The organism is Lysobacter sp. cf310 (assembly GCF_900114355.1).
In the GTDB taxonomy this organism is placed as follows: domain Bacteria; phylum Pseudomonadota; class Gammaproteobacteria; order Xanthomonadales; family Xanthomonadaceae; genus Lysobacter.
Window position 1 is genome coordinate 263,846 of record NZ_FOSS01000004.1, and the last position, 24,710, is coordinate 288,555.

25 protein-coding genes are annotated in these 24,710 nt (G+C 70.7%); 12 read left to right on the forward strand and 13 right to left on the reverse strand.

Features of this window, described 5'->3' with window-relative positions; translation table 11 throughout:
* Positions 1 to 60 precede the first annotated feature (60 nt).
* Both BMZ45_RS15665 and BMZ45_RS15670 read left to right on the forward strand, forming a co-directional pair.
* Positions 61 to 1,350 carry a hypothetical protein gene (locus BMZ45_RS15665; protein ID WP_091637465.1) on the forward strand — a complete coding sequence of 430 codons (1,290 nt, stop codon included), beginning with the start codon at positions 61 to 63 and terminating at the stop codon, positions 1,348 to 1,350.
* 119 nt (positions 1,351 to 1,469) lie between these two features.
* On the forward strand, positions 1,470 to 2,003 hold the full coding sequence (locus BMZ45_RS15670) for a pseudouridine synthase (protein WP_091637466.1): 534 nt from the start codon (positions 1,470 to 1,472) through the stop codon (positions 2,001 to 2,003).
* Positions 2,004 to 2,298: 295 nt separating this feature from the next.
* Here BMZ45_RS15670 and BMZ45_RS15675 read toward each other — a convergent pair whose 3' ends face one another.
* Entirely contained in the window at positions 2,299 to 3,252 is a 954-nt protein-coding gene (locus BMZ45_RS15675) for a DMT family transporter (RefSeq protein ID WP_254776668.1), read from the reverse strand.
* Positions 3,253 to 3,621: 369 nt separating this feature from the next.
* Here BMZ45_RS15675 and BMZ45_RS15680 point away from each other — a divergent pair, with 369 nt between their 5' ends.
* Positions 3,622 to 4,713: a hybrid sensor histidine kinase/response regulator gene (locus BMZ45_RS15680; RefSeq protein WP_175489101.1), complete on the forward strand. Its 1,092-nt coding sequence runs from the start codon at positions 3,622 to 3,624 to the stop codon at positions 4,711 to 4,713.
* Between the two features lie 29 nt (positions 4,714 to 4,742).
* On the opposite strand, the gene BMZ45_RS15685 is transcribed toward BMZ45_RS15680, so the two are convergent.
* Entirely contained in the window at positions 4,743 to 5,099 is a 357-nt protein-coding gene (locus BMZ45_RS15685) for a hypothetical protein (protein ID WP_091637469.1), read from the reverse strand.
* Positions 5,100 to 5,253: 154 nt separating this feature from the next.
* Between BMZ45_RS15685 and BMZ45_RS15690 the strand changes: the two genes are divergently transcribed.
* Positions 5,254 to 5,925: a Fe2+-dependent dioxygenase gene (locus BMZ45_RS15690; RefSeq protein ID WP_091637470.1), complete on the forward strand. Its 672-nt coding sequence runs from the start codon at positions 5,254 to 5,256 to the stop codon at positions 5,923 to 5,925.
* 80 nt (positions 5,926 to 6,005) lie between these two features.
* On the forward strand, positions 6,006 to 6,290 hold the full coding sequence (locus BMZ45_RS15695; protein WP_139215533.1) for a hypothetical protein: 285 nt from the start codon (positions 6,006 to 6,008) through the stop codon (positions 6,288 to 6,290).
* Positions 6,291 to 6,551: 261 nt separating this feature from the next.
* On the opposite strand, the gene BMZ45_RS15700 is transcribed toward BMZ45_RS15695, so the two are convergent.
* Both BMZ45_RS15700 and hrpB read right to left on the reverse strand, forming a co-directional pair.
* A complete protein-coding gene (locus tag BMZ45_RS15700) occupies positions 6,552 to 7,574 on the reverse strand; it encodes a sulfotransferase (protein ID WP_091637472.1) in 1,023 nt (340 codons plus the stop codon).
* 99 nt (positions 7,575 to 7,673) lie between these two features.
* Positions 7,674 to 10,187 (reverse strand): ATP-dependent helicase HrpB, encoded by a 2,514-nt coding sequence (gene hrpB / locus BMZ45_RS15705; protein ID WP_091637473.1) that lies wholly within the window; start codon positions 10,185 to 10,187, stop codon positions 7,674 to 7,676.
* Positions 10,188 to 10,447: 260 nt separating this feature from the next.
* Here hrpB and BMZ45_RS15710 point away from each other — a divergent pair, with 260 nt between their 5' ends.
* Complete coding sequence (locus tag BMZ45_RS15710; RefSeq protein WP_091637474.1) at positions 10,448 to 11,242, forward strand: TatD family hydrolase; 795 nt, start codon at positions 10,448 to 10,450, stop codon at positions 11,240 to 11,242.
* Positions 11,243 to 11,244: 2 nt separating this feature from the next.
* Here BMZ45_RS15710 and BMZ45_RS15715 read toward each other — a convergent pair whose 3' ends face one another.
* The 6 genes from BMZ45_RS15715 to BMZ45_RS15740 form a co-directional block, all read right to left on the reverse strand.
* A complete protein-coding gene (locus BMZ45_RS15715) occupies positions 11,245 to 11,508 on the reverse strand; it encodes a hypothetical protein (RefSeq protein WP_139215534.1) in 264 nt (87 codons plus the stop codon).
* Complete coding sequence (locus BMZ45_RS15720; protein ID WP_091637476.1) at positions 11,480 to 11,920, reverse strand: hypothetical protein; 441 nt, start codon at positions 11,918 to 11,920, stop codon at positions 11,480 to 11,482. The genes BMZ45_RS15715 and BMZ45_RS15720 overlap by 29 nt, the downstream gene beginning before the upstream one ends.
* A gap of 96 nt (positions 11,921 to 12,016) precedes the next feature.
* Positions 12,017 to 12,922, reverse strand: a complete 906-nt coding sequence (sigJ, locus tag BMZ45_RS15725) for an RNA polymerase sigma factor SigJ (RefSeq protein WP_091637477.1) — start codon at positions 12,920 to 12,922, stop codon at positions 12,017 to 12,019.
* On the reverse strand, positions 12,922 to 13,362 hold the full coding sequence (locus BMZ45_RS15730) for a carboxymuconolactone decarboxylase family protein (RefSeq protein ID WP_091637478.1): 441 nt from the start codon (positions 13,360 to 13,362) through the stop codon (positions 12,922 to 12,924). Before BMZ45_RS15730 ends, sigJ begins: the two co-directional genes overlap by 1 nt.
* A gap of 101 nt (positions 13,363 to 13,463) precedes the next feature.
* The gene (locus BMZ45_RS15735; RefSeq protein ID WP_091637479.1) at positions 13,464 to 13,958 is read right to left on the reverse strand and encodes a hypothetical protein; all 495 of its coding nucleotides are present in this window, start codon (positions 13,956 to 13,958) and stop codon (positions 13,464 to 13,466) included.
* A 58-nt stretch (positions 13,959 to 14,016) separates the two neighbouring features.
* Positions 14,017 to 14,310 carry a hypothetical protein gene (locus BMZ45_RS15740; RefSeq protein WP_091637480.1) on the reverse strand — a complete coding sequence of 98 codons (294 nt, stop codon included), beginning with the start codon at positions 14,308 to 14,310 and terminating at the stop codon, positions 14,017 to 14,019.
* 212 nt (positions 14,311 to 14,522) lie between these two features.
* Here BMZ45_RS15740 and BMZ45_RS15745 point away from each other — a divergent pair, with 212 nt between their 5' ends.
* The gene (locus tag BMZ45_RS15745; RefSeq protein WP_175489102.1) at positions 14,523 to 16,520 is read left to right on the forward strand and encodes a winged helix-turn-helix domain-containing protein; all 1,998 of its coding nucleotides are present in this window, start codon (positions 14,523 to 14,525) and stop codon (positions 16,518 to 16,520) included.
* A 350-nt stretch (positions 16,521 to 16,870) separates the two neighbouring features.
* On the opposite strand, the gene BMZ45_RS15750 is transcribed toward BMZ45_RS15745, so the two are convergent.
* From BMZ45_RS15750 to BMZ45_RS15760, 3 genes are read right to left on the reverse strand one after another with little or no spacing between them, the layout of a single operon-like run.
* Entirely contained in the window at positions 16,871 to 17,299 is a 429-nt protein-coding gene (locus tag BMZ45_RS15750; RefSeq protein WP_091637482.1) for a hypothetical protein, read from the reverse strand.
* Complete coding sequence (locus tag BMZ45_RS15755; protein ID WP_091637483.1) at positions 17,296 to 18,096, reverse strand: ABC transporter permease; 801 nt, start codon at positions 18,094 to 18,096, stop codon at positions 17,296 to 17,298. Before BMZ45_RS15755 ends, BMZ45_RS15750 begins: the two co-directional genes overlap by 4 nt.
* Positions 18,093 to 19,046: an ABC transporter ATP-binding protein gene (locus tag BMZ45_RS15760; RefSeq protein WP_254776677.1), complete on the reverse strand. Its 954-nt coding sequence runs from the start codon at positions 19,044 to 19,046 to the stop codon at positions 18,093 to 18,095. Before BMZ45_RS15760 ends, BMZ45_RS15755 begins: the two co-directional genes overlap by 4 nt.
* 227 nt (positions 19,047 to 19,273) lie before the next feature.
* Between BMZ45_RS15760 and BMZ45_RS15765 the strand changes: the two genes are divergently transcribed.
* The 5 genes from BMZ45_RS15765 (at position 19,274) to BMZ45_RS15785 (ending at position 24,472) form a co-directional block, all read left to right on the forward strand.
* Positions 19,274 to 19,984, forward strand: coding sequence for an FAD-binding oxidoreductase (locus BMZ45_RS15765; protein ID WP_254776678.1), 711 nt, complete (start codon positions 19,274 to 19,276; stop codon positions 19,982 to 19,984).
* Positions 19,985 to 20,136: 152 nt separating this feature from the next.
* A complete protein-coding gene (locus tag BMZ45_RS15770; protein ID WP_091637486.1) occupies positions 20,137 to 20,559 on the forward strand; it encodes a low affinity iron permease family protein in 423 nt (140 codons plus the stop codon).
* A 413-nt stretch (positions 20,560 to 20,972) separates the two neighbouring features.
* Positions 20,973 to 22,490, forward strand: a complete 1,518-nt coding sequence (locus tag BMZ45_RS15775; protein WP_091637487.1) for an alpha/beta hydrolase — start codon at positions 20,973 to 20,975, stop codon at positions 22,488 to 22,490.
* A 51-nt stretch (positions 22,491 to 22,541) separates the two neighbouring features.
* Positions 22,542 to 23,288: an ABC transporter ATP-binding protein gene (locus tag BMZ45_RS15780; protein ID WP_091637488.1), complete on the forward strand. Its 747-nt coding sequence runs from the start codon at positions 22,542 to 22,544 to the stop codon at positions 23,286 to 23,288.
* A complete protein-coding gene (locus BMZ45_RS15785) occupies positions 23,285 to 24,472 on the forward strand; it encodes an ABC transporter permease (RefSeq protein ID WP_091637489.1) in 1,188 nt (395 codons plus the stop codon). Before BMZ45_RS15780 ends, BMZ45_RS15785 begins: the two co-directional genes overlap by 4 nt.
* Positions 24,473 to 24,710 lie beyond the last annotated feature (238 nt).

Consider the following 24,710-nt stretch of genomic DNA (forward strand, 5'->3'; position numbering starts at 1 on the left):
ACGACGCGGCTCCTGTTCGCGGGGCTGAGTGTCGCGTTGATACTCGCAGTCGCCGTTGCCTTGCTGATACTGATGCCCAACCTGCGCAGCGCCGACTACTGGAGCTCGCTGCGCGACGCGGCCCTGGGCGCGCCGACACCGCCTCCGGCGCCCGGGCCGGAGCTCACCGCCGAAGTCCCCGCGACCGACACCGCGACGGTCGCGGCCGTCGAAGCAGTACCGGGCGCGGAAAACAACGCGGTCGCAGCGGCCGAGCCCGACACCAGTTCGCTGGACGTGTTGCCGGGCCCGTATCGGAACCTGGCCGCCGCCGCGTTGCCGTACGCGCTGCAGCCCGACGTCCGCTACGAAGGCCGTCTCGATACGCAAGATCTGCCGCCCGACGTGCTGCCGTCCTCGGTGGAGGAAGCGCTGGAGCACAGCGTGGACTCGGCCTCGGACGAGGAAAGCCAGGCCGTAGCGGCCGTGGAAATGGAACGTGCGATCCGCCAACGCGGCAAGGCCGGCGCCGACGTCTGCGCCGGCGCGGACCTGCAGGCCGGACAGCGCGCGCTGATGCGCCGGCGCGAGTTCGTGCTGCCGTGGGTGCGCAGCGGCGACCTGGTGATGATCCAGGGCGCCTTCCCGGGCAACGCGTTCCAGCGTGCCAAGCTCGCCGGCGGTAGGCCCTTGGGGGCCAAGCCGGAGGTGTCGATGGCGGTGCACGGCCCGAGCTTCGAGTACTTCCGCGCCAGCCTCAACAACGAGCGCGGCGCGCAGCCCGACGACAAGGAACGGCTGGCGCTGGTGTTCAAAGCCGAGAAAGACGGCGCCTACCGGCTCATCGTCAAGGTCGACGATTGCACGACGGCCAGCTCGATTGCCTACGCGCTGCAAGTGCGGCGCCGCGGCGCGCGCACGCAGAGCGCGGCCGAGGCCACGCCGGCGACGACGCGCACGCAGGCACTGCCGGCAAGCAGCCTGCCGCTGGTCGAGATCGGCGACACCTATCAGGGCCGCCTGCATCCCGCGCGGCCGCTCAAAGGCGCTTATTCGCCGTCCACCTTGTACTCGACGCTGTTCCAGGACATGCGCATCGGGCCGCTGGTCAAGGGCAAGCGCTATCTGATCGAGGTCGCCAGCCCGGACGTCGATCCGGCGCTGCAGCTGTTCCAGCGCGGCCCGCTGGTCGGCGACACCTCGCCGCGCCAGGACACCGATGGCGGCGCGCACGGCAACGCGATGCTGGTCTACCAGCCCACGCTGGACGGCCCGCACATCCTGCGCGTGCTCGGCACCGATCCGCGCGATATCGAACGCGAGCACGCGAGCTTCGGCTACCAGGTGCGCGTGAGCGAATGGACGCAATGAGCGCGGCTGCGATCAGCTCGGGCTCGATCCCTCGTCGCTAGGCGGGGACCGAGTGTCGGACGCCGCCGCCTGCACCGTCGGTGTTTGGCGGCAGGCGCGGCCTCGGCGATCATGCGCGCATGCTGATCGCGTTCAACAAGCCTTACGGGGTGCTCTGCCAGTTCACCGACCGCAGCCTGCCCCCGCGGCCGACCCTGGCCGGCTTCGGTTTGCCGCCGGACGTGTATGCGGCCGGGCGCCTGGATCATGACAGCGAAGGCCTGCTGCTGCTCACCGACGACGGCGGCCTCGCGCATCGGCTCACCGATCCGCGTCATAAGCAGAGCAAGACCTATTGGGTGCAGGTCGAGGGCGATCCTTCCGAGGCGCAGCTGCACGCGCTGCGCGAGGGCGTGGACCTCAACGACGGCCGCACCCGTCCCGCTCAAGCGACACGCATCGAGACGCCGACACTGTGGCCGCGCGATCCGCCGGTGCGCTTTCGCAAGACCGTGCCGGATGCGTGGTTGGCGCTGACCATCGGCGAAGGCCGCAATCGCCAGGTGCGGCGCATGACCGCGGCGGTGGGGCTGCCGACGCTGCGGCTGGTGCGCGTGGCGATCGCCGAGCATCGGTTGGACGGGTTGGCGCCGGGGGCGTGGCGGGAGCTCTAGCGCCATCGGAGTTCGCCGCCGTTCGGGGTGTCGCGATCGCGGCTTACGCCGCTCCCACAGAAAGCCCATCGCCGCTTTGGGGTAGGAGCGGCGTAAGCCGCGATCACGCCACCTCAGGCACCGCGCACGCCACCTGCCCTCTGTAGGAGCGGCGCAAGCCGCGACCGCGCCACCACAGACACCGCGCAAGCGCCGCGCTTTCTGTGGGAGCGGCGTAAGCCGCGATTCGCGCTAGCGATGCGGCGACGTCGCCACCGAATGACGCGTCGCTACCGCGCACACCCGCGCATCCCCCTCAATCCCGCTCCGCCATCGGCGGCGCCACCGGCACCGAGTTCGCGCCCGGCCGGGTCAGGATCAATACCCCGCCCAGCACCACCGCGGTGCCCACGATCTGCACCGGCGTGATCGCCTCGCCCAGCACCCAGCCGCCCAGGAACACCAGCGACACCGGCCCCAGCACCGACAGCTGGGCGGCGGTGCCGGCGCCCAGGCGCGCGACCGCGGCCATGGTGAAAGTCACCGGCAGGAAGGTGCAGAACAGCGCATTCGCCGCGGCCAGGCCGTAGACCGGCCAGGGCAGCTGCAGCAGGTGCGCGGGATCGCGCGCGATCAGGTAGTGGATCAGCGTGGCCGCGGTCGACACCACCATCGCGTAGGCGACCAGGCGCAGCGAGCCGATGCGCTGGATCAGCTGCCCCGACATCGCCAGGTACAGCGCGTAGCAGAACGCCGCCATCAGCACGAGCGCGCTGCCCAGCAGCACGTGCTCGCCTTCCACGCGCAGGTTCTCGACCATCACCAGGGCCACGCCGGCGTAGCTGACCGCCATCGCGATCCATTCCTTGCGCGCGACCTTGCGCCCGAACGCGAACACGCCCATCAGCAGCACGAAGGTCGGGTTGAGGAACAGGATCAGGCGTTCCAGCGAGACCGGCACGTATTCCAGGCCCCAGAAGTCGAGCAGGCTGGACAGGTAGTAGCCGAGCACGCCCAGCACCACGATCAGGCCCAGGTCGCGCCGGCTCAGGCCGTCGCCGCGCGCGCGGGCGCGGCGGGTCTCGCGCAGGCCCAGCAGCGCGAACAAGGGCAGCGACAGCGACATGCGCAGCGCCATCACGTCCAGGGCGTCGATGCCGTAGCGGTACTGCAGCTTGGCCAGGATCGCCTTGGCCGAAAACAGGATCGCGCCGGCCGCGGCCAGACTCAGGCCGAGGCGCCGCGCGGCGGGGTCGTGGGTGGGGGTCACGGCGGGTTCGCGAAGACGGAGCCCGGCCATGATAGCCGCCGCGCCGGGGCCGGCCGTGGCGGCCGCCGGGGAGCCGGCGAACCCGGACGGCGGCGGCCGCAAATCGAGGCGCCGACGGCACCCGCCGGACCCGCCCGCGGCGGCCCCGACGGCGACGTTGCGAACGCCGGTGAATGGTTCAGACTGTCCCCGGAAACGCGCTGCTACGCCGCGAAATATTCTGTTAAGTTGCCACCATAAATGCGCATAGACGACGTGTCAGAGGCGCGGCAGGACTCGCCGCAAAGCTCGCCGGTTCCGGACCGCGATGCCCACCTCTTGCCGGACCTGGCGCCCGCCACACAGGCCTTGGGGAGCGACACCGGACGTATGACCATCGCCACGACGTCCATGGGCCGGATTCTGGTGGTCGACGACCAGGCCGCCAATCTGCGCGTGGTCGGCACCCTGCTGCAGCGCCAGGGTTACGAAGTGATCCCGGCGTCCAGCGGCGACGAAGCGCTCGCGCGTTACGCCGAATCCGAACCCGATCTGATCCTGCTCGACGTGATGATGCCGGGCATGGACGGCTTCGAGGTCATGGAGGCGCTGCGCGCGCAGGCGCCGTTGAAGGTGCCGGTGGTGTTCGTGACCGCGGCCCACGACCGCGACCTGCTGCTGCGCGCCTTCGACGCCGGCGTGGTCGACTACGTGACCAAGCCCTTCCTGCCCGAGGAACTGCTGGCGCGGGTCAACGCCCATGTCGGTCTCAAACTCACCCGCGATCGCCTGGAGCGGGTCGCACGCGAGCGCGAGGAACTGGTCAACCTGGTCGCGCACGACCTCAAGAATCCGCTCACCAGCGTGCTGTTCGCCAGCGACCTGCTGCGCAGCGGCGGCTGCAAGCCCGAGCGCGTGCCGCGCTACCTGCAGATGATCCACGAGAGCGCCGACGACGCCCTGGGCTATATCCGCCACTACCTGGAAAGCAGCAGCGCCGGCCGGCGCGCGGCCAGCGGCGACGAACGCGCCGACCTGGGCCAGACCCTGCAATGGCTGGTGCACCGTTACGAGATGCAGTTGGACGCGCGCGGCATCCGCATCGAGGTGGCGCCGCCGCCGGGCACGGCCGAGGTCGCGATCGATCCGCGCGTGCTGCGCCAGGTCAGCGAAAACCTGGTCACCAACGCCATGAAGTACGCGCCCGGCAGCGAACTGCTGCTGGCCGCGCGTCCGGGCGCGCCGGGGTTCTGGCAGTTGATCGTGGCCGACCGCGGCCCCGGCATCGCGCCGGCGCGGCAGCGCGAGCTGTTCAAGCCCTTCGTGCGCCTGCACGAGGAGGCCCTCGACGACGGCCTGTCCAGCGGGCTGGGTTTGTCGCTGGCGCGCCAGATCGTGGCCAATTTCGGCGGCCAGCTCTGGTACGAGGACCGCCGCCAGGGCGGCGCGCGTTTCGTGGTGGAGCTGCCCGAGGCGCCGTAACGGCGACCCCGGGCGATCCGGACCCGCCCTTACTCGCTGGCGGTGCCTTCTTCGGTCGTACGCGTGCGCCGGCGGCGGGTGCTGCCGTCGGCACGGCGCGCGTCGATGCGCTTGGCGCTGCCTTCGATGGGCGCGTCGGCGCGGTTCTGCTTGGCGCGATGCCGCGCGGCCAGCCACAGCAGCCCGGCGCCGGCCACCGCGGCCACCGCGATCGCCGGGTTGCGGCGCACGAAACCGCCGGCCACGCGCGCGCCGGTCTTGACCGCGCCCAGCACGACGCCCGCTTCGAGCAGCTTGCCGGCGCTGCCGGGGACCTGTTTGAGGCTGTCGCCGACCGTGGCGACGAGTTCCATGGCGCGTTCGGGCAGCGAAGTGAGCTTGCTCATCGGATCCGATCCTGGGGCTGGAATGCGGGGTCCAGTCTCCATCGCGGATCGTTGAAATCGCGTGATCGGGGTCGCGTATTGCCCGCCCGGGGCTGAATGCCGATCATGGCCGCACCCGATCGTCCGATCCGGGACCGACCCGACGCGAGCCGCCATGATCCGAGTGCTGCCCAACGTGCTCAACGCCGCCGAACTGCAGGCGGTGCGCGAGCTGCTGCCGCAGGTGCGCTTCGGCGACGGCCGCGTCACCAATCCCGACTCCACGGTCAAGCAGAACCTGCAGGCGCCGCAGGAGGACCCGGCCAACGCGCGCATCGCCCAAATCGCGCGCGACGCCTTCATGCGCCACCCCGATGTGCGCACCTACGCCCACCCCAAGCAGATGGCGCGGACCACGGTGGTGCGCTACGAGCCGGGCATGAACTACGGCTGGCACGTGGACGAGGCCTTGTTCCCGTCCACGCCGCCGCTGCGCAGCGATCTGTCGTGCACGATCTTCCTCAACCCGCCGGGCGAGTACGACGGCGGCGAGCTCACGATCGAACTCGGCGCCCAGCACCTGACCTACAAGCTCGACGCCGGCAGCGCCATCATCTATCCGTCCACCACCATCCACCGCGTCACCCCGGTCACCCGCGGCGTGCGCCTGGCCGCGATCACCTGGCTGCAGAGCTGGGTCGCCGACGTGTCCAAGCGCGAATTGCTGGTGCAGCTGGACGAAGCGCGCGCGATCGCCGCCGCCCGCCCCGGCGGACCGGACCCGCGCCTGCAGGTGCTGCTGGAATCGCTGCGCACCAATCTGTTTCGGATGTGGGCCGATACCTGAGCGCGCGGCGGCGCGCGGTCTGGGCGACGGCATGCGCGCTGTTGCCTACCAGCGCCTGCGCGTCGGATATGTCGGGTCTGATGACGATCATGATCGGACTGCCGGTGATGGCGGCGGCGCTGCTGGTGCTGGGCGTCATGGCCTTGTGGCGGCCGCTGGGACGCGCCGGGCGCGGCGTGGCCGCGGTGGTGTTCGCGCTCGCGGCGATCGTCGCGCTGATCCTGCTGCGCGATTCGCTCACGCTATTCCCGCGCTATACCGACCTGGGCGTGCTCTTCTACGGTTTGTTCGCCGCGGCGACCGCATGCTTGGCCGTGGTCCTGGCCAAGCGCGACAAGGCGGACGCCGACGCAGACCGAAAGTAGCGCGACGATGCGGTTCGCCTTCGGCTCACCGCATCCTACGGCCCGCGATTTTCCTCCCCCCGTGTTGAGAGAGATTTGTTGCGGCGACGCAGGCCCGCAGCTCATGACTCGGCAGGCTCACCTCGAACGGCTCTCGCAGTGGTGGCGTCGCTGCTTTTGCCTCCCCCTTTGGCAAAGGGGGATTGAGGGGGATTTGCTTTGCTCGCCACGCAGCGCATCCACGCTCGCGACCAGCGCTCGCGACCATGCCGCCGCGGCGAATCAGTCGGCGACGGCCGCCCTCAATGCCGGTTCGCGGCGCACGAGCGTGTCGACCCAGGCCACGCCTTCGGCGATTTCGTCGGCGTGGCGCTGCATCGCCAGCGCGAGGTCGTGGGCGCGGTCGTCCGCGCTGTAATCGTGGGTCTGCGCTTTGGAGTAACGGCCCCAGGCCGGTGAGGCCAGCGCTTGCGCCACGCCTTGCGGATCCAGACTCAGATGCGTCGCCAGACGCTGCAAGCTGGCTTCGGGCTGGGTGAGCAAGGTTTCGAAATCCAGGCGCAGCACGCGCGCGGCGTGTTCGCCGCCCGCATGTGCGGCGAAGCGCACGCGCTCGGCCAGCCAGCCCATCGCGCATTGTTGCGGCAACGACAAGGCGTGCAGCGCCGCATCGGCGGCGTGCCCGCGCGCCTGCAGATCGCGCAGGCGTTCGCCGGCGGCGCTGGCGGCGTCGAGCACCGAGGCTGGCGATTTCAGCAGGGTCGCCAGGTACGGACGCAAGGGCATGTCCAGCAGCACCGCGCGCGCGTCGCCGCAGGCGTTCAGCAGCGGCGCGATCAGGCCGTTGCAGCCGCTGGTGGCCTTGATCACGCTGCGTGTCTGCGGCGGCAGGGCGCGGCTCCAGTTGCCCCACAGCGCGCGCAGCAACTGCGGCGCTTCCGCGTCGGACAGGCGCGAATCGGATCGGCCGAGTTGCGGCCAGGCTTCGGCCAGCGTGCGCAACGGCAGCGGTTCGCGCAGGCCCTGCACCTGCGGCCAGGCGCTGAGTACGCGACTGAGCAGGGTCGAGCCGCAATGGCCTATGTGGAAGATCGCATCGGCCTGGGGCCCGCCCTGCGCGAGCGCGGGCGGCAACGAGTCCAGCGGCATCCAACCGCCCTCGGCATTCGCCGGCAAGGCGCGATCGTCGAGGAAGGCGGCCTGCGCACGTTGCTGCGCGTTCAAGCGCAGCCACAGCACGCGACGACCGACCAGGTCGAGCTTGAACGGCAGGAACTCGGGGAGGTCGGCGGGGCTGGCGCTCATGCGCGGCGAAGGACGGTAGCGGGAACCAGAGCAGTGTAGGCGATGCGTCCGAGGCCGAGCAGCCGCCGCGGCGCGGCGCGACGGCGTGCGCGTACCGCCCTAGGTCCCGCGCGGCTTGGCGCGATGGGTCGCCGTCGCGGTCCAGGGATCGTCGGGCCAGGGGTGCTTGGGATAGCGCCCCTTCATTTCCTTCTTCACTTCCGGATAGGTGCGCTCCCAGAAACCCTTGAGGTCCTGGGTGACCTGCAGCGGACGGCCCGCCGGCGACAGCAGATGCAGCGTCAGCGGCACGCGACCGTCGGCGATGCGCGGCGTGTCGGCCAGGCCGAACAGCTCCTGCAGCTTGACCGCCAGCACCGGCGCGGCGGCGCCGCCTTGCTCGTCGTAGGCGTAGTCGATGCGGCGTTCCATGCCCGAGGGCACGACGATGCGGGTCGGCGCGAGCGCGTCGATGCGCTGGCGCCAGGACCAGTCCAGGCGCGAACGCAGCGCATCGCCCAGTTCGCTCTCGCTCAGCGCGTCCAGGCGGGTCTTGCCGGACAGGGCCGGTTTCAGCCATTCGTCCAGATCGGCCATGAGCGCGGCGTCGGACAGATCCGGCAGGCCTTGTTCGCCGGCCAGTTCCGGCAGCCAGGCGCGCAGGCTGCGCACGCGCGCGCGCCACTGGCTGAGCGATTCGGTCCAGGGCAAGGCGTCCAGGCCGAGCTGGCGCACCGCGTCGACCAGGGCGTCGGCGTAGCGCGAGGGATCCGGGCGCGCCAGCGGACGGCTGTCGATCACGATGCGGTCGTAGCGGCGCTCGCGCACCGCCGCGATCGCGCGCGCGTTGGCGTCCCAGACCACCCGGTCCTCGCTGACGAAGCGTTGCGGGAACTCGCGCTCCAGGCGCGCCTCGTCCAGCGGCGCGGCCCGCAACACGCGTGCGTCGCGCGGATCGTCGCGCAGTTCGCTGATCACCAGCCAGCGTTCGCCGTACACCGCGCTGTCGTCGAACAAGCGCGCGCTGCGGCCGTTGGCGAGCTGGTAGCGGTACGGATCGCCGGGATGCTGGCGCGCGATGCGATCGGGAAACGCGTGCAGCAGCAGATCGCCCAGCGCATGCGCGGGCACCTGGGCGGGCGGCGCGCGCTCCACGCGCAGGCGCCGGCGCCATTGCTTGCTGGCCTGGTCGAGCGCGGCCAGCGCCGAACGCGAGACCTCGGCGGGTGCGCGCCCGGCCCGGAACGCGGCCAAGGCCTGCCAGCGCGCGGCCAGCGCATCGCCGCCGCTGCGCAGCGGATCGCGCGCTTCGATCAGCGCGGCCAGATCGCAGGCCAGCGCGCGTTCGTCGGCGTCGCTGGGCGCCAGCAGCATCGCCGCCAGGCGCGGATGCGTGCCCAACGCGAGCACGCGGCGTCCGAACGCGGTGATCGCGCCGCCGTCGAGCGCGCCCAGGCGCTGCAACAGTTCGCGCGCGGCGGCCAGGGCGCCGCTGGGCGGCGCGTCGAGGAAACGCAAGGAGGCATCGCCCCAGGCGGCGAGCTCCAAGGCCAGTCCGGCCAGCTCGACCTGCGCGATCTCGGGCCGGCGCTGCGGTTCCAGGCGCTGCGATTCCGGCCACAGCCGATAGGCCCAGCCTTCGGCGACGCGGCCCGCGCGACCGGCGCGCTGATCGGCCGAGGCCTGTGCGATCGCGACCACGTCCAGGCGCGCGAAGCCGCTGTTGGGGTCGTAACGCGGTTCGCGCGCCAGGCCGGCGTCGATCACCACGCGCACGCCGGGCAGGGTCACGCTGGATTCGGCGACGTTGGTGGCCAGCACCACGCGGCGGCGGCCGTCGGGATCGGGCTGCAGCACGCGCGACTGTTGTTCCACCGGCAGTTCGCCGTGCAGGGCCAGCACGTCGACCCCGCGCGCGGCCTCGCTGGTCTGCAACGCGGCGTCCACGCGCGCGATCTCGCGCTGACCGGGCAGGAACACCAGCACGTCGCCGGGGTGCTGAACCAGCGCCTGCTCGACCGCGCGTCGGGTCTGGTGTTCGAGTTTCTCGTCGCGGCGCGCGGGATGGTGGGCGACGCTCACCGGATAGCTGCGGCCGGCGCTGCTCAGGCGCGGCGCGTCCAGGAACTGGGCCAGGCGTTCGCCGTCCAGCGTCGCCGACATCACCACGATGCGCAGGTCCTCGCGCAGCGCGGCCTGCACGTCCAGGGCCAGGGCCAGGCCGAGGTCGGCGGCCAGATGACGTTCGTGGAATTCGTCGAACAGCAGCGCGCCCACGCCATCCAGGGTCGGATCGTCCTGGATCATGCGGGTGAGGATGCCCTCGGTGACGACCTCGACGCGGGTGCGCGCGGAAATCTGGTTTTCGAAGCGGATGCGGTAGCCCACGGTCTCGCCGGCGGCCTCGCCGCGCTGGCGCGCCATGAACTGCGCGGCCGCGCGCGCCGCGACCCGGCGCGGCTCCAGCATCACGATCTTGCGGCCCTGCAGCCAGGGCGCGTCCAGCAGCGCCGGCGGCACCTGGGTGGTCTTGCCGGCGCCCGGCGGCGCCTCCAGCACCAGGCGCGGATGCGCGGCCAGGCTGTCGCGGATCTGCGGCAGCAAAGAATCGATGGGGAAGACGGGCGCGGTCACGCGCGCAAGGATACGCGGGGGCGGCGCGCTTGCCATCGCGGCGCCCGCGCCACGACGGGCCCCGCTTTCCGCTTCCTGTGGGAGCGACGTAAGCCGCGATGGCTCCAGTACGCCGGGATCGCCGATTGCGTCGTGGCCGGCGACCATCGCGGCTTACGCCGCTCCCACAGAAAGCACAGACAGAAAGTACAGACAGGACGCCCAGAGAGCCGTGTGGCCGGCATTGCTAAACTGCGCGCCTCGCTATCGAACGCACCCCCATGCAACTGCTCGACATCGGCGCCAACCTCACCCACGACAGCTTCGACCCCGACCGCGACGCGGTGCTGCAGCGCGCGCGCGAGGCGGGCGTGACGCAGATGGTGGTGACCGGCGCCAGCCGCGAGCATTCGCCCAAGGCCCTGGCGCTGGCGCGCAAGCACCCCGGCGAGCTGTACGCCACCGCCGGCGTGCATCCGCACCACGCCAGCGAGTACACCGCCGAATGCGACGCCGAGATGCGCGCCCTGCTCGCGCATGCCGAAGTGGTGGCGGTGGGCGAATGCGGGCTGGACTACTTCCGCGATTTCTCGCCGCGTCCGGCCCAGCGGCGCGCGTTCGAGCAGCAGCTGCAGATCGCGGTCGACACCCGCAAGCCCTTGTTCCTGCACCAGCGCGACGCGCATGCCGACTTCATGGCGACCCTGCGCAACTTCGACGGCCGGCTCGGCCCGGCGGTGGTGCACTGCTTCACCGGCACGCGCGAGGAACTGTTCGACTACCTCGACCAGGACTGGCACATCGGCATCACCGGCTGGCTCTGCGACGAACGCCGCGGCCAGCACCTGCGCGAACTGGTCAAGAACATCCCCGCCGATCGCCTGATGATCGAGACCGACGCGCCCTACCTGCTGCCGCGCACGGTCCGGCCGGCGCCCTCGCATCGCCGCAACGAGCCCATGTACCTGGCCCACATCGTCGGGGAACTCGCACGCGATCGCGGCGAGGACGTGGGGGTCACCGCCGCCAACAGCACCGCGACCGCACGCGCGTTCTTCCGTTTGCCGGCGCCGTAAGCTCAGGGCGCGCGATCGCGACCCGCGCTGGCGGCGGCGACCCACCTGGTCTCGCTGTCCTCGCTCGATCCGGCCTGGGCCGCCGCCCAGGGGCCCGCTGCGGCGCAGTCCACGGCTGCGTCGCAAACGCCCGGGTGCGCGTCCGCCATGCCCGTCGCGGGTGCCGGCGGCAGGCCCAGGCCGGCGAGCACGAACGCCAGCAATCCCAGCCAGGGAATGCGGCGCCCGTCATCGCGCTCATTGCGCGGCGAAATCACCGCAGCCATACCAGTTGGCGGTTTGCGCCGCGCCCGCGATCACCGCATAGGCGTGCTTCTTGCCGGCGCTGTCCAGGCAGGTCTTGCCGCTGGCGACCTTGTTGATGCGCACCACCAGTTCGCGCAACTGGCCGTTGACGTTGATGCGCCCGATCAGGGCGTAGCGGTCGGGCTGCGGTTTGATCTGCGGGTCCTGGATCAGGCCGCCGTAGGCGACGCCGGCCAGCTGCGGCACCACCAGGTCGTAGCGCACGGCCTTGGCGCTGGTGTCGACGATCAGGCCCCAGCCCTGATTGCCGCCGCGGAACACCGCCGCGGGATACGAGACGGCGACCGGATCGGCCGAGCGCACCGGCGCCGGCCAGGACGCGAGCACGCTGGCCACACCCAGGCCGACGATCGCGACGACGAGTACACGCATGGAGCGCTCCTGCGGACGGCGACGGCGAGCTTGCCGTCTCCCCTTAGAACGCTCGGACGCGGACTACGTGAATGCGTCGGCGCCGGCCGCGCGCGCTCAGCCGATCGCGGGGGCGTCCAGCGCGGCCAGCTTGTCCGGATTGCGCATGATGTAGATGTGGGTGGCGCGGCCGTCCTGGTCGTAGGCGAACGACAGCGAGGCCGCGATGTGACCGTCGTGCTCCAGGATCACGCCGCGCGCGCCGTTGAGGTCGGACACGATCCAGCGGTACTCGCCCCAGTACTGGCGCAGCGACCCCAGCACGAAGTCCAGCACCTGCTCGCGGCCGTGCAGCACGTCCAGACGCGTGGGCACCTTGCCGCCGCTGTCGGCGCGCAGCTCGATGTCGTCGGCCAGCAGGGCGGCGAAGTCGTCGGTGCGGCCGCTGGCGATCGCGCCCTCGAACGCCGCCAGCAACTGGTCCTGGCGCTGCTGCGGGGTGACGTGGCGCACCCCGCCTTGCTCCACGTGCGCCTTGGCGCGCGAGACCAGCTTGCGGCAGGCGGCTTCCTGCAGCTCCAGCGTGCGCGCGATCTGCGGGTAGGGCAGGTCGAAGATCTCGTACAGCAGATAGGCCGCGCGCTCCTTCGGCGTCAGCCGCTCCAGCAGCAGCAGGAAGGCCGTGCTCAGCGACGAGGCCAGCGACAGCGCGGCCTCGGGATAATCCTCGCTGGCGCTGTGGATGGGCTCGGGCAGCCAGGAGCCGACGTAGTCCACCCGGCTGCGATGCGCCGAGCGCAGCAGGTCGATGCTGCGCCGGGTGCACAGGGTGGTCAGCCAGGCGGCCGGGTTGTCGATCGCGGCGTGATCGGCGTCCTGCCATTTCAGATAGGTGTCCTGGACCGCGTCCTCGGCATCGGCGCGCGAGCCGAGGATGCGGTAGGCCAGGCCGATCAGCAGACCGCGCTGGCTTTCGAAGGTCGCCGCGAGCGCGGCGGCCCGCGGGTGCGAGGCCTGCGCCATCAGTGCCTCGACACCTGGATGCGGTTCCACAGATTGATCATCGCCACGGTCGAAGTCAGCACGCCGATCTCATTGTCGCTGAAGTGCTGGCGCAGGCGCGCGCGCAGCGGGCCGAGCTCGGTGTCGGGCTGCAGCCGGGTCAGGGCCTCGGTCCAGGCCAGCGCGGCGGCTTCGCGCGCGCTGAAGTCCGCGCGTTCGGCCCAGTCCGCCAAGGCCTGCAGGCGCTCTTCGGTTTCGCCGTCGGCGATCGCCTCGCGCGTGTGCAGCTTGATGCAGTAGTCGCAGCGGTTGATCTGCGAGGCGCGCAGCTGCACCAGATGATGCAGGCCGCGTTCCAGGCCGTAGCCGTCCATGGCCCGGTGCACGCTGCCCATGGCCTGCAGGACGTCGGGGATTTCGCGCTGGTAGTTGATCGGGCGTGCGGCGGCGGTGTCGTTCATGGTGCGCTCCAGGGGCGACGGATCATTCCGTCTTACTGGAACGACGATCCAGCCCGCGCCGCTGTGACATGCCGGCGCGAACGCGTCGCGCGAGGCCGCGCTCAGTACACCGCGAGGTCGCCGCAGCCCTGCAGCGGCGGGTCCATGCCTTCCACGCGCACGCTCACGCTGTGCTGGTGCGGGCGGTCGCCGTCGTCGGTGCAGTCCTTGCGCACGATCTCGATGATCATCGGCTTGGCGCCTTGCGCCGTGTCCAGCGCGCCGCTGAGCACGATCAGCGAACTCGGCGCGTCCGCGGGCTGGCCGTTGTAACGCGCCTGCCCCTTCGCGCTGTAGCTGCCCGAGCCCCAGGTCAGGGCCACGGTGTGCTGCATGTCGCCGCTGGCCTGGATGTCGATCGACCAGTGCTCGCCGATGCCCTTGAACGCGGGCACCGGGCTGACTTTGCCGACCTGGTCGGCGCCGATCTTGCCGGCCGGGCGTTCGGCGGGCGCGGCGGGGTCCGGCGCAACGCCGGGTTCGGCCGGGGCCGGGGTGCCGGCGCAAGCGGCCAGGGCAGCGCTGAGTACGGCGGCGGGCAAGTAGGACAGGCGCATGCGGTCGCTCCGGGGCGTTCGAAGGCGCCAGTAGAGCGCATCCGGCGTGGGCGTAGGGTTAACGGGCGGCGGCGAGCCGGCGCGCGTCCGTGGCCGGCGGCGCCGACACGATGCGCACCTGCTGGGTGCCGGCGCGCTGGCAGGCACGGCCGGCCTCGGCCATCAGGCGCGCGCGCACCGCATAGGCCTGGCCGAGGTTGTCGATGCCGGTCAGGCGCGCGACCGCCTGCTGGTCGGGCAAGGCCGGGCGCTCGCAGTCGATCAACAGCGTGGCGGCTTGCGGCGGGGTGGCGGCGGCGGGAAGGGCGGCCAGCGCGAGCGCGGCGGCCAGGGACAGGGCGGACAGGTTCATGGCGTGGGGTCGGTAGCGCCGGGCGATCCGGCCCGCACAGGCTCGCGCCGCGCCGCCGCGCGGTCTTTAGGGCGGCATGAGGAAGGTCACTGGGAAGCCTGAGGCCGCAGACCTAAGCTTGGGAAAAGCTTAGGCCGCGTCAGCGCGGCCTGCGCGTAACCGTTAATGGCCCGTCCCCCGATGGCCTGCGATCGCACTACATGACTTCAGCCGTGCCCCCGACCGACCCTGCCCAGGCCGACCTCGCCCCGCTCGCCTTCGATGCCATCGTGATCGACCGCGGCGGGCGGCGCCTGCTGCGCGACGGCGAAGTGCAGGCGCTGGAGCCCAAGGCCTACGCGGTGCTGGCGCTGCTGGCCGGCACGCCGGGGCGGGTCTACGCGCGCGACGAGATCCTGGACGCGGTCTGGGGCCACCGGCACGTGACGCCGGGCGTGCTGAACCGGGTCATGACCCTGCTGCGGCATGCCCTGGGCGAGGACGCCGCCTCGCCGCGCTATCTGCACACCGTGCATGGCTACGGCTACCGCTTCGATCTGCCGGTCGCGACCGCCGCCGACGCGGCTGAGCCCGCCGACATCGGTGCCGCGGCCGACGCGACGGGCGCGGCGAACGCGCCGCCGCCGATGCGCCGGGCGGGCGACGGCGCGGCGCGGCCGCCGCACGCGCCGCGCGCGATCCTGCTGCTGGCCCTCGCGGTGCTGCTGGCGGTCGCCGGCCTGGCGTGGTGGCGCTACGGCGGCGACCGCGCCGGCGATAGCGACGTTGCCGGCGCGCGCAACGAAGCGCAGCCGGTACTGGCGGTGCTGCCGCTGCGCGCGCTGGGCGGCGACCCGCGCAGCCAGGACTTCGCCGACGGCCTCAGCGAGGAGCTGATCGGCCTGCTCGCGCGCATCGACGGCCTGCGCGTGACCTCGCACACCTCTTCGGTGCAGTTCCGCGACGCCAAGCTGCCGCTGGCCGAGATCGCACGCCGCCTGCGCGCCACTCATGTGCTGGAAGGCAGCGTGCGCCAGGACGGCGAGCGCCTGCGCATCAGCCTGCGTCTGGTCGAAGCCGTCAGCGACCGCACCCTGTGGACACAGGACCTGGACCGCGAATTCCGCGACATCTTCGAGATCCAGCGCAACATCGCCTACGCGATCGGCAACGCCATGCAGCGCCAGCTCGGCCGGAAGCCGCCGGCGCCGCCGGCCGACGAGGACCCGGCGCTATACCAGCGCTATCTGATCGCGCGCAACACCTCGGCCGGCGGCCTGCGCAACACCAACTCCTCCAGCCTGCCGTCCGAGCATGCGCTGCGCGCCCTGCTGCGCGACCACCCGGACTACGCGCGCGCCTGGGGCGCGCTGGCGGCCAGGCTGTGGCTGCGCTCGCTGGCCCCGGACCCGGGCCGCGACGCGGTACGCGCCGAGGCCGAACGCGCCGCCGCCACCGCGCTGAGGCTGGATCCGCAGCAGCCCGACGCCCTGGGCGTGCTGGCCAACCGCGCCTGTCGCGAGCAGCAATGGCAACAATGCCTGACCCTGTCCCAGCGCTCGATCGCGCTCACGCCTTCGGACACCGCCTGGCGCGGCGCGCATGCGCAGCGTCTGGCCACCATGGGCTACGTCGATCAGGCCCTGCGCCAGATCGACGACACCCTGCTGATCGCGCCCTACGATCCGATGCTGCATTTCTGGCGCGGCCGGGTGCTGGACACCCTGGGCCGCCACGACGAGGCGCAGTCGCACCTGGCCATGGCCGACCCGATCCAGGCCCAGACCGCGCGCTACTTCAACGCCGCCTGGCGCCGCGACTACGCCACCGCCGCGCGCGTCGCCCAGACGCTGCCGTCCGAGGTGCCCTGGCGCAATTCGGAAATCGCCGCGGCGGCGGCCCTGCAGGATCCCTCGCGCTGGCCGGCGGTGTTGCCGGCGATCGAGGCCTCCGAACGCAGCCTGCGTTACGGCCAGGTCGATTACGACTTCACCCGCCTGCTGCTGCCGGTGCGCGACTATCGTCGCGATATCGCCGGACTCGATGCGGTGCAACGCGCGGGCTACGCCTCCTACCACTGGGTGCTGTGGCAACCCGAGTCGCGCGCGCTGCGCCGCGATCCCGCGTTCCAGGCCTATCTGCGCGACAGCGGACTGGCGGCGTTCTGGCGCGAGCAGGGTTGGCCAGTGCTGTGCCGCTCCGACGGCGCCGACGGCGCGGTGTGCGACTAGGTCGGCGCCGTAAGGTGCGGTGCCAACCGCACCGGCGCGGGAGTTCGATGCGGCGCGGCGATGCGGTTCGCCTGGGGCTCACCACATCCTACGAGCGTGGGTGTTTTGGGTTCTGCGCGCGCCCGTCGTAGGGTGCGGTGTCAACCGCACCGGCGCGGGAGTTCGACGCGGCGCGGCGATGCGATTCGCCTGGGGCTCACCGCATCCTACGAGCGCCGGTGTTTTGGGTTCTGCGCGCGCCCGTCGTAGGGTGCGGTGTTAACTGCACCGGCGCGAGTATTCGACGCGGCGTGGCGATGCGGCTCGTCTGGGGCTCACATCCTACGAACCGCGGCGCGCCCGCCTGCGACTTAGGGCCGCTGCCGCAGCAGCGCATCGATGTCGTTGCGCACCTCGGCGCAGTGGCTGGCTTGGTAGCGATGCTCGTCGGCGATCTCTTCCGCCGGCAGCTTCAGCAACTCGCTCATGGCCTGACTCATGCCTTCGTACAGGTCGTCGCCGTAACGCGCCTCATCGACGGACACGCCCGCTTCGCGCGCCCGCGCGTCGGTCTGCGTGCGCAACCGCGCGGCCAGCCGGCCCAGATCGTCTTCCGCGTAACCGCACAGGGACGCGCGGCTCAGGCGCAGGCCGTCGGCGATCGCCAGTTCGCGCAGCAGGCGCACCGCGTCCGATTCGACCGCCGCTCGCGCAGCGGCGGTTTCGGCGGCGGCGGCGCCGCCGCTCAACGCCAGTGCCAGCATCAGCGCCGCCGCGTTCGCGCCGCGGCGCGCGCTCAACTGCGCAGCCCGACGCCGCGCTTGAGCAACCACAGGCCCAGCGCCGACAGCGCCACCACGAACCCCAGCATCAGCGCATAGGCCACCCACAGCGGCACATCGCTGCTGCCCAGCAGGCCGTAGCGGAAGGCGTTGACCATGTAGAAGATCGGGTTGGCATGGGTCATGGCCTCGGCCCACGGCGGCAGCAGCTTGACCGAATAGAACACGCCGCCCAGGTAGGTCAGCGGGGTCAGGATGAAGGTCGGCACGATCGCGACGTCGTCGAACTTCTTGGCATAAACCGCATTGATGAAGCCGGCCAGCGAGAAGATGGTCGCGCCCAGCAGCACCGTGGTCAGGGTCACCAGCGGATGCGGCACGCTGACCTTGGTGAAGCACATCGCGATCAGCAGCACGATGGTGCCCACCATCAGGCCGCGCAGCACGGCGCCGGCGACGTAGCCGGTCAGGATCACCCAGTTGGGCATCGGGCTGACCAGCAACTCCTCGACGTGGCGGCCGAACTTGGCGCCGAAGAAGCTGGAGGAGATGTTGCCGTAGCTGTTCTGGATCACGCTCATCATCACCAGGCCGGGGACGATGAACTCCATATAGCTGTAGCCGCCCATGTCGCGGATTTGCGAACCGATCAGGCCACCGAAGATCAGGAAGTACAGCGCCATCGTGATCGCCGGCGGCACCAGGGTCTGGCCCCAGATGCGCAGGATGCGCGCGACTTCGCGCCGCACGATGGTGGCCAGCGCGGTCAGGTTGCGCTGCGCGTTGCTCTGCGGTTTGGCGACGACCTCGTTCATGCGCTGGTCTCCGGTTGCGCGGGCACGCCGTTGCCGAGCGGGCCCTTGTCGAGGTTGTCGCTGGTCAGGCGCACGAACAGCTCCTCCAATCGATTGGACTTGGTGCGCATCGAGCGCACCCGGATGCCGGCCTCGCCCAGGGTCGCGAACACGCGGTTGAGATCCATCGCGCGCGGCATTTCCAGGTCCAGGGTGTGGTCGTCGGTGGCGCTCAAGGTCGCGCCTTCGATGCTGGGCAGGCTGGCCGGCAGCACGCCGTCGATGTCGAACAGGAAGCCCTCGACGTCGAGCTTGGCCAGCAGCGCCTTCATCGGGCCCTGCTCGACGATGCGGCCGTGGTCGATGATCGCCAGGTTGCGGCAGAGGCTTTCGGCCTCTTCCAGATAATGCGTGGTCAGGATGATGGTGGTGCCCGCGGCGTTGATCTCGCGCAGGGTCTTCCACATGCCGCGACGGATCTCGATGTCGACGCCGGCGGTGGGCTCGTCCAGGATCAGCAGCTGCGGCCGGGTCATCATGGCGCGCGCGATCATCAGGCGCCGCTTCATGCCGCCCGACAGGGTGCGGCTCATCATCTGGGCCTTGTCCCACAGCTGGGCGCGCTTGAGCTCTTCCTCGGCGCGCTCGATCGCGACCTTGCGCGGCACGCCGTAGAAGCCGGCGTAATTGACCAGGATGTCGAGCGGCTTCTCGAACATGTTGAAGTTGAGTTCCTGCGGCACCAGGCCGATCAGGCGCATCGCCGCGTCGCGCTGCTTGGCCAGGTCGGTGCCGAAGATCTCGACCGAGCCGGCGCTGAGGTTGACCAGCGAGCTGACGATGCCGATCAGGGTCGACTTGCCGGCGCCGTTGGGCCCGAGCAGGGCGAAGAAGTCGCCCGGGGCGACGTCCAGGGACACGCCCTTGAGGGCTTCGACGCGGTTGTCGTAGGTCTTGCGCAGCGCGCGCACGGACAGCGCGGGCACCGCCGCGGCGCCGCCGGCCGCCGTGGACGCGAGCGCCGCGGAGGCCGTATCAGCTGAATTCTGGGTCATTTCGGGAAGCCTGCGCCGCGAGCCGCGCGGCGATAACCGGTAGTATAGGCGCCCCCGTGGTCGCGCTCCGGCCACAGACTGTTGCAGGTTTGTCGGTAGCCGTGGCCATCCAGCATTTCCCCCTCAAGCTCGTCTCGCGCCGCATGCTGGCCCCCACCGTGGGCCACTACACCTTCGTCCGCGACGACGGCCAGCCGCTGGATTACATCCCCGGCCAGTTCATCCAGGTTCACTTCCAGTACGCCGACGGCACCGCGACCAAGCGCAGCTACTCGCTGGCGACCATCCACGACCACGCCCTGGGACCGGGCGAGGCGGTGGAGATCGCGGTGAGCTACGTGCCCGGCGGCGCGGCGACCGCGCTGTTCGAGGGCCTGGACGAGGGCGGCACGGTCGACGCCAGCGGCCCGTTCGGGCGCTTCTGCCTGATGCCCGGCGACGCCAACCGGCGCTACCTGCTGATCGCCACCGGCACCGGCGTAACGCCGTACCGGGCGATGCTGCCGCAGCTGGAAACCCTGATCCGCGAACGCGGCATCGAGGTGGTGCTGCTGTTCGGCGCGCGCACCCCGGACGAGCTGCTGTACGGCGACGAGTTCCGCGCCTTCGCCGACCGCCAGCCCAACTTCCGCTTCGTGCCCTGCTACTCGCGCGAGCTGCCGGCCGACCCGCACCCGGACACCCGCCGCGGCTACGTCCAGCAGTTCCTGGACGAGTTCGCGCCGCAGGGCGAGACCGACATCGCCTACCTGTGCGGCAACCCGAACATGGTCGACGCCTGCTTCGAGGCGCTCAAGGGCCACGGCCTGCCGGTGCCGGCGATCCGTCGCGAGAAGTACGTCAGTAGCAAGTAGCAGGAGTGAGCGTAGAGGAGTGAGGAGCGAGCGAAAGCGCTTCTACTCACTTCTCACTCCTCTACGCTCACTTCTGGCTTTTCGCTTCCAGCCTCACTCCTGCTCCACATCGCGCGCCCCACCATGGCCGCCTCCCAGCAGCGGGGCCGGTCATGAGCATGCACAGCGGTTTCACCCGTATCGCCAAGTGGGCGTCGCGCTTCACCGGCCGGCCGCTGTGCTTCGCGCTGGCGGCAGGACTGATCCTGGTCTGGCTGATCTCCGGGCCGCTGTTCGGCTTCAGCGACACCTGGCAGCTGGTCATCAACACCGGCACCACCATCATCACCTTCCTGATGGTGTTCCTGATCCAGAACACTCAGAACCGCGACACCGAGGCCATGCAGATCAAGCTCGACGAGCTGATCCGCGCCAGCCGCGACGCCCACAACGCCCTGCTGGACCTGGAAGAACTGGACGAGGCCGCGCTGGACCGTTATCGCAACCGCTACCAGGCGCTGGCCAAGACCGCGCGCGACGGCGGCGAGAGCGACGAGATCGAGGACAGACGCGCGTCCGCGGGCCCGGATCTGTAACCCCCGAACGACGCAAGCCGCGCGCCCCTGTAGGAGCGGCACACGCCGCGACCGCGGGGCCACGCATCGCGTCGCCGGCCACGCGGAGCGAGACGCGCAACAGACGTGGGTCTATGGGGTTCGCGGTCGCGGCTCACGCCGCTCCTACCCCAAAGCGGTCTCGACGCACTCAAGAGAGCACGGGCCTCCTGTAGGAGCGGCGCACGCCGCGACCGCGGGGCCACGCATCGCGTCGCCGGCCACGCGGAGCGAGACGCGCAACAGACGTCGGTCCATGGGTTCCGCGGTCGCGGCGTGTGCCGCTCCCACCCCACCGCCGCTTTCCGCCGAACCGCAACACCCCTCGGTCACATTCTTCCGCCTGCCCCAGTCTGTCATCCTGAAGGCGCATCGCCTTAGGACGAGAGGGATCCATGCGTATCACCCAGACTTTGACGGCCGCGCTCGCGGCCGCCCTGCTGTTGGCCGGCTGCGGCCAGGGCCCGGCCGCGAAGGATCCGGCCCAGGCCGGCGTCGGCCAGCGCCTGTACGGCAAAATCGCCTTCAAACCCTGCTCGCTGGCCAGCCCGTTCGCGGCCGACAGCATCGCCGCGCAGTGCGCGCGCTATGCGGTGCCGGAGAACCCGGCGCTGCCCAAGGGCCGCCAGGTCCAGCTCAACATCGCCTGGCTGCCGGCGACCGACGAGGCCGACATCGCCGCCGATCCGGTGTTCTTCCTCGCCGGCGGCCCCGGCCAGGCCGCCACCGAAGTCTGGCCGACCATGGACTCGGCGTTCCGCGAAGTGCGCAAGCACCGCCACATCGTGCTGATCGACCAGCGCGGCACCGGCGAGTCGAACCCGCTGATCTGCCGCAACGCCAAGGGCGATAGCGCGGTGATGGAGGACGATGCCGGCGGCATCGACGCCGCGGTCAAGTTCGCCGGCGACTGCGCGGCCAAGCTGCAGGCCGATCCGCGCTACTACACCACCACCGACGCGGTGCGCGACCTGGACGCGGTGCGCGCGGCGCTGGGTGTCGACAAGATCGACGTGGTCGGCGGCTCCTACGGCACCCGCGTGGCCCAGCAGTACGCGATGCGCTACCCGGCGTATACGCGCACGGTGGTGATCGACGGCGTGGTCCCCAACGAGCTGGTGCTGGGCTCCGAGCACGCGCGCAACCTGGACGCCTCGCTGGCGCTGCAGTTCGAGCAGTGCCGCAAGACGCCGACCTGCCGCCAGCGTTTCGGCGACGACCCGCGCGCGCAGCTGCGCGAGCTGATGGCGCGCCTGAAAGAGCATCCGGTCGAGGTCGAGTACCGCGATCCGACCACCGGCGAGCTCAAGCGCGACATGGCCACCGCCGGCGCGGTCGCCGGCCTCACCCGCATGTTCGCCTACGCACCGCAGGCCGCCGCGCTGCTGCCGCTGGTGCTCAACGAAGCCGACCAGGGCCGCTACGCGCCGCTGATGTCGCTGGCGCAGTTGATCCAGGGCCAGGTCAGCGAACAGATCATGCACGGCATGCAGCTGTCGGTGATCTGCGCCGAGGACGCCGACCTGCTGAAGGACGATCCCGCCGACGTCGACACCGTGATGGGCAGCGACCTGTCCACGGTGCTGGTGGCGCAGTGCAAGGCCTGGCCGACCGGCAAGCGACCGGCCGATTTCCACGCACCGTTCAAATCGTCCCTGCCGACGCTGCTGCTGTCGGGCGAGTTCGATCCGGTGACGCCGCCGCGCTACGGCGAGCAGGTGCTCAAGGGCCTGCCCAACGGTCGCCATCTGGTGTTGCGCGGCCAGGGCCACGGCAGCTTCGCTTCGGGCTGCATGCCCAAGCTGCTGAGCCAGTTCCTGGAAAGCGCCGACGCCAAGCAGCTCGACGCCAAGTGCCTGGGCACGCTGGACTACGTGCCGCCGTTCGTCTCGTTCAACGGGTGGGAGCCGTAGCGCGTAGCGCGCTGCGATCCACCGCGTTCCCACTTTTCCAGGCGTTCATCCATGATCACCGCAAACGATCTGCACAAGAGTTTCAAAACCAAGACCGGCATGGTTCACGCCGTCGAGGGCGTCGACTTCGAGGCCCGCGACGGACAGATCACCGGCCTGCTCGGCCCCAACGGCGCCGGCAAGACCACCACCCTGCGCATGCTCTACACCCTGATGCAGCCCGATCGCGGCGACATCCAGGTCGACGGCGTCGATGCGCGCCGCGATCCGGCCACGGTGCGGCGCGCGCTGGGCGTGCTGCCCGACGCGCGCGGCGTGTACAAGCGCCTGACCGCGCGCGAGAACATCGCCTACTTCGGCGAGCTGCACGGCATGTCGCGTTCGGCGATCGCCGAGCGCACGCGCACCCTGGCGGCGGCGCTGGACATGAACGACATCCTCGACCGCCAGACCGAAGGCTTCTCGCAAGGCCAGCGCACCAAGACCGCGATCGCGCGCGCCCTCATCCACGACCCGCGCAACGTGATCCTGGACGAGCCCACCAACGGCCTGGACGTGATGACCACGCGCGCGATGCGCGGTTTCCTCAAGCAATTGCGCGACGAGGGACGTTGCGTGATCTTCTCCAGCCACATCATGCAGGAGGTGGCCGCGCTCTGCGATCGGATCGTGATCGTGGCCAAGGGCAAGGTGGTCGCCTCCGGCACCGCCGACGAGCTGCGCGCGCAGACCGGCGAAGCCAATCTCGAGGACGCGTTCGTGCGCGCGATCGGCAGCGACGAGGGCCTGCACGCATGAAGACTTCCTGGTTCTCCGCAACGATGGCGGTGATGCGCAAGGAACTGCGCGACATCGGCCGCGACCGCCGTACCCTCGCCCTGGCCCTGCTGCTGGGTCCGCTGCTGTATCCGGTGCTGATGCTGGGCATGGGCTCGCTGGCCGAGAAGCGCGCCAAGACCCAGCTCGACAAGACCCTGGAGGTGCCGGTGCTGGGCGCCGAGCGCGCGCCCAACCTGATCGCCTACCTGGCCACGCGCGGCATCGTCGCGACCAAGCCGCCGGCCGATCTGGACCAGGCGATCGCGCGCCAGGACGTCGACGTCGCCCTGCAGATCGGCGCCGACTACGGCAAGCAGTGGAAGGACGGGCAACCGGCCCTGGTCGAGATCGTGCAGGACACGACGCGACGCGACGCCGAGATTCCCAGTGCGCGCCTGCGCAACGCGCTGGAGTCGTACAGCCAGCAGGTCGGCGCGCTGCGCCTGCTCGCGCGCGGCCTGTCGCCGACCATCGTGCGGCCGGTCAACGTGGGCACGCGCGATCTGGCCACGCCGGAAGCCAAGCGCGGTTTGATGCTGTCCTTCATGCTGCCCTACCTGCTGATCTTCTCGTCCTTCATCGGCGGCGCGGCCCTGATCCTGGACGCCACCGCCGGCGAGCGCGAACGCCAGTCGCTGGAACCGCTGCTGGCCACGCCCGCCTCGCGCGGCTCCATCGTCAGCGGCAAGATCGCCGCCGCCTGTGTGCTGGGTTTCACGTCGCTGCTGCTGACCCTGCTGGCGTTCAAGCTCAGCGCGCAGATGGGCACAGGCAGCTCGCGCATGCTCGACGTGAGTTTCATGGCGATCGGCAAGATGCTGCTGATCCTGCTGCCGATGCTGTTCATCGGCACCGCCCTGCTCACCTATCTGGCCGCCGGGGCCAAGAGCATCAAGGAGGCGCAAAGCCACATGACCTGGCTGATGCTGATGCCGATGGTGCCGACCATCATCCTGATGGTGAACCCGCTCAAGACCCAGCTGTGGCAGTTCACGGTGCCGTTCCTGGCCCAGAACCAGCTGCTGCTGAAGGTGATCCGCGGCGAGTTCATCGCGCCGCAGGTATGGATGGTCTACCTGGCCGCCGGCTTCGCCCTGGCCGCGCTGCTGTGGTTCGCGGCGGTGCGCCGTTACCACAACGAACGCCTGGCGATTTCAGGCTGAGGTTCGAGCCGCAGTGCGTATCGCAGAAAGCCCGGCCTAGCGCCGGGCTTTTTGTTTCGATGCGGCGCATCGCGTGGCGTAGGACGCGACGACCACCCCGCCGTCGCGATGCATCGTAGTCACGCGACGATGCGGTTCGCCCAAGGCTCACCACATCCTACGTTCGCGAGCGTCGTCGTAACGACGCAGCGCTCGCTGCGACTGCAGTTGTCGCTGTTGCTGTTGCTGTTGCTGTTGC

Coding starts and splice junctions, on each gene's coding strand:
- BMZ45_RS15670 (WP_091637466.1), top strand. CDS start 1,470: ATGCTGATCGCGTTCAACAAGCCTTACGGGGTGCTCTGCCAGTTCACC.
- BMZ45_RS15680 (WP_175489101.1), top strand. CDS start 3,622: ATGACCATCGCCACGACGTCCATGGGCCGGATTCTGGTGGTCGACGAC.
- BMZ45_RS15685 (WP_091637469.1), bottom strand. CDS start 5,099: ATGAGCAAGCTCACTTCGCTGCCCGAACGCGCCATGGAACTCGTCGCC.
- BMZ45_RS15690 (WP_091637470.1), top strand. CDS start 5,254: ATGATCCGAGTGCTGCCCAACGTGCTCAACGCCGCCGAACTGCAGGCG.
- BMZ45_RS15695 (WP_139215533.1), top strand. CDS start 6,006: ATGACGATCATGATCGGACTGCCGGTGATGGCGGCGGCGCTGCTGGTG.
- BMZ45_RS15700 (WP_091637472.1), bottom strand. CDS start 7,574: ATGAGCGCCAGCCCCGCCGACCTCCCCGAGTTCCTGCCGTTCAAGCTC.
- BMZ45_RS15710 (WP_091637474.1), top strand. CDS start 10,448: ATGCAACTGCTCGACATCGGCGCCAACCTCACCCACGACAGCTTCGAC.
- BMZ45_RS15715 (WP_139215534.1), bottom strand. CDS start 11,508: ATGGCTGCGGTGATTTCGCCGCGCAATGAGCGCGATGACGGGCGCCGC.
- BMZ45_RS15720 (WP_091637476.1), bottom strand. CDS start 11,920: ATGCGTGTACTCGTCGTCGCGATCGTCGGCCTGGGTGTGGCCAGCGTG.
- sigJ (WP_091637477.1), bottom strand. CDS start 12,922: ATGGCGCAGGCCTCGCACCCGCGGGCCGCCGCGCTCGCGGCGACCTTC.
- BMZ45_RS15730 (WP_091637478.1), bottom strand. CDS start 13,362: ATGAACGACACCGCCGCCGCACGCCCGATCAACTACCAGCGCGAAATC.
- BMZ45_RS15735 (WP_091637479.1), bottom strand. CDS start 13,958: ATGCGCCTGTCCTACTTGCCCGCCGCCGTACTCAGCGCTGCCCTGGCC.
- BMZ45_RS15740 (WP_091637480.1), bottom strand. CDS start 14,310: ATGAACCTGTCCGCCCTGTCCCTGGCCGCCGCGCTCGCGCTGGCCGCC.
- BMZ45_RS15755 (WP_091637483.1), bottom strand. CDS start 18,096: ATGAACGAGGTCGTCGCCAAACCGCAGAGCAACGCGCAGCGCAACCTG.
- BMZ45_RS15765 (WP_254776678.1), top strand. CDS start 19,274: ATGCTGGCCCCCACCGTGGGCCACTACACCTTCGTCCGCGACGACGGC.
- BMZ45_RS15770 (WP_091637486.1), top strand. CDS start 20,137: ATGAGCATGCACAGCGGTTTCACCCGTATCGCCAAGTGGGCGTCGCGC.
- BMZ45_RS15775 (WP_091637487.1), top strand. CDS start 20,973: ATGCGTATCACCCAGACTTTGACGGCCGCGCTCGCGGCCGCCCTGCTG.
- BMZ45_RS15780 (WP_091637488.1), top strand. CDS start 22,542: ATGATCACCGCAAACGATCTGCACAAGAGTTTCAAAACCAAGACCGGC.
- BMZ45_RS15785 (WP_091637489.1), top strand. CDS start 23,285: ATGAAGACTTCCTGGTTCTCCGCAACGATGGCGGTGATGCGCAAGGAA.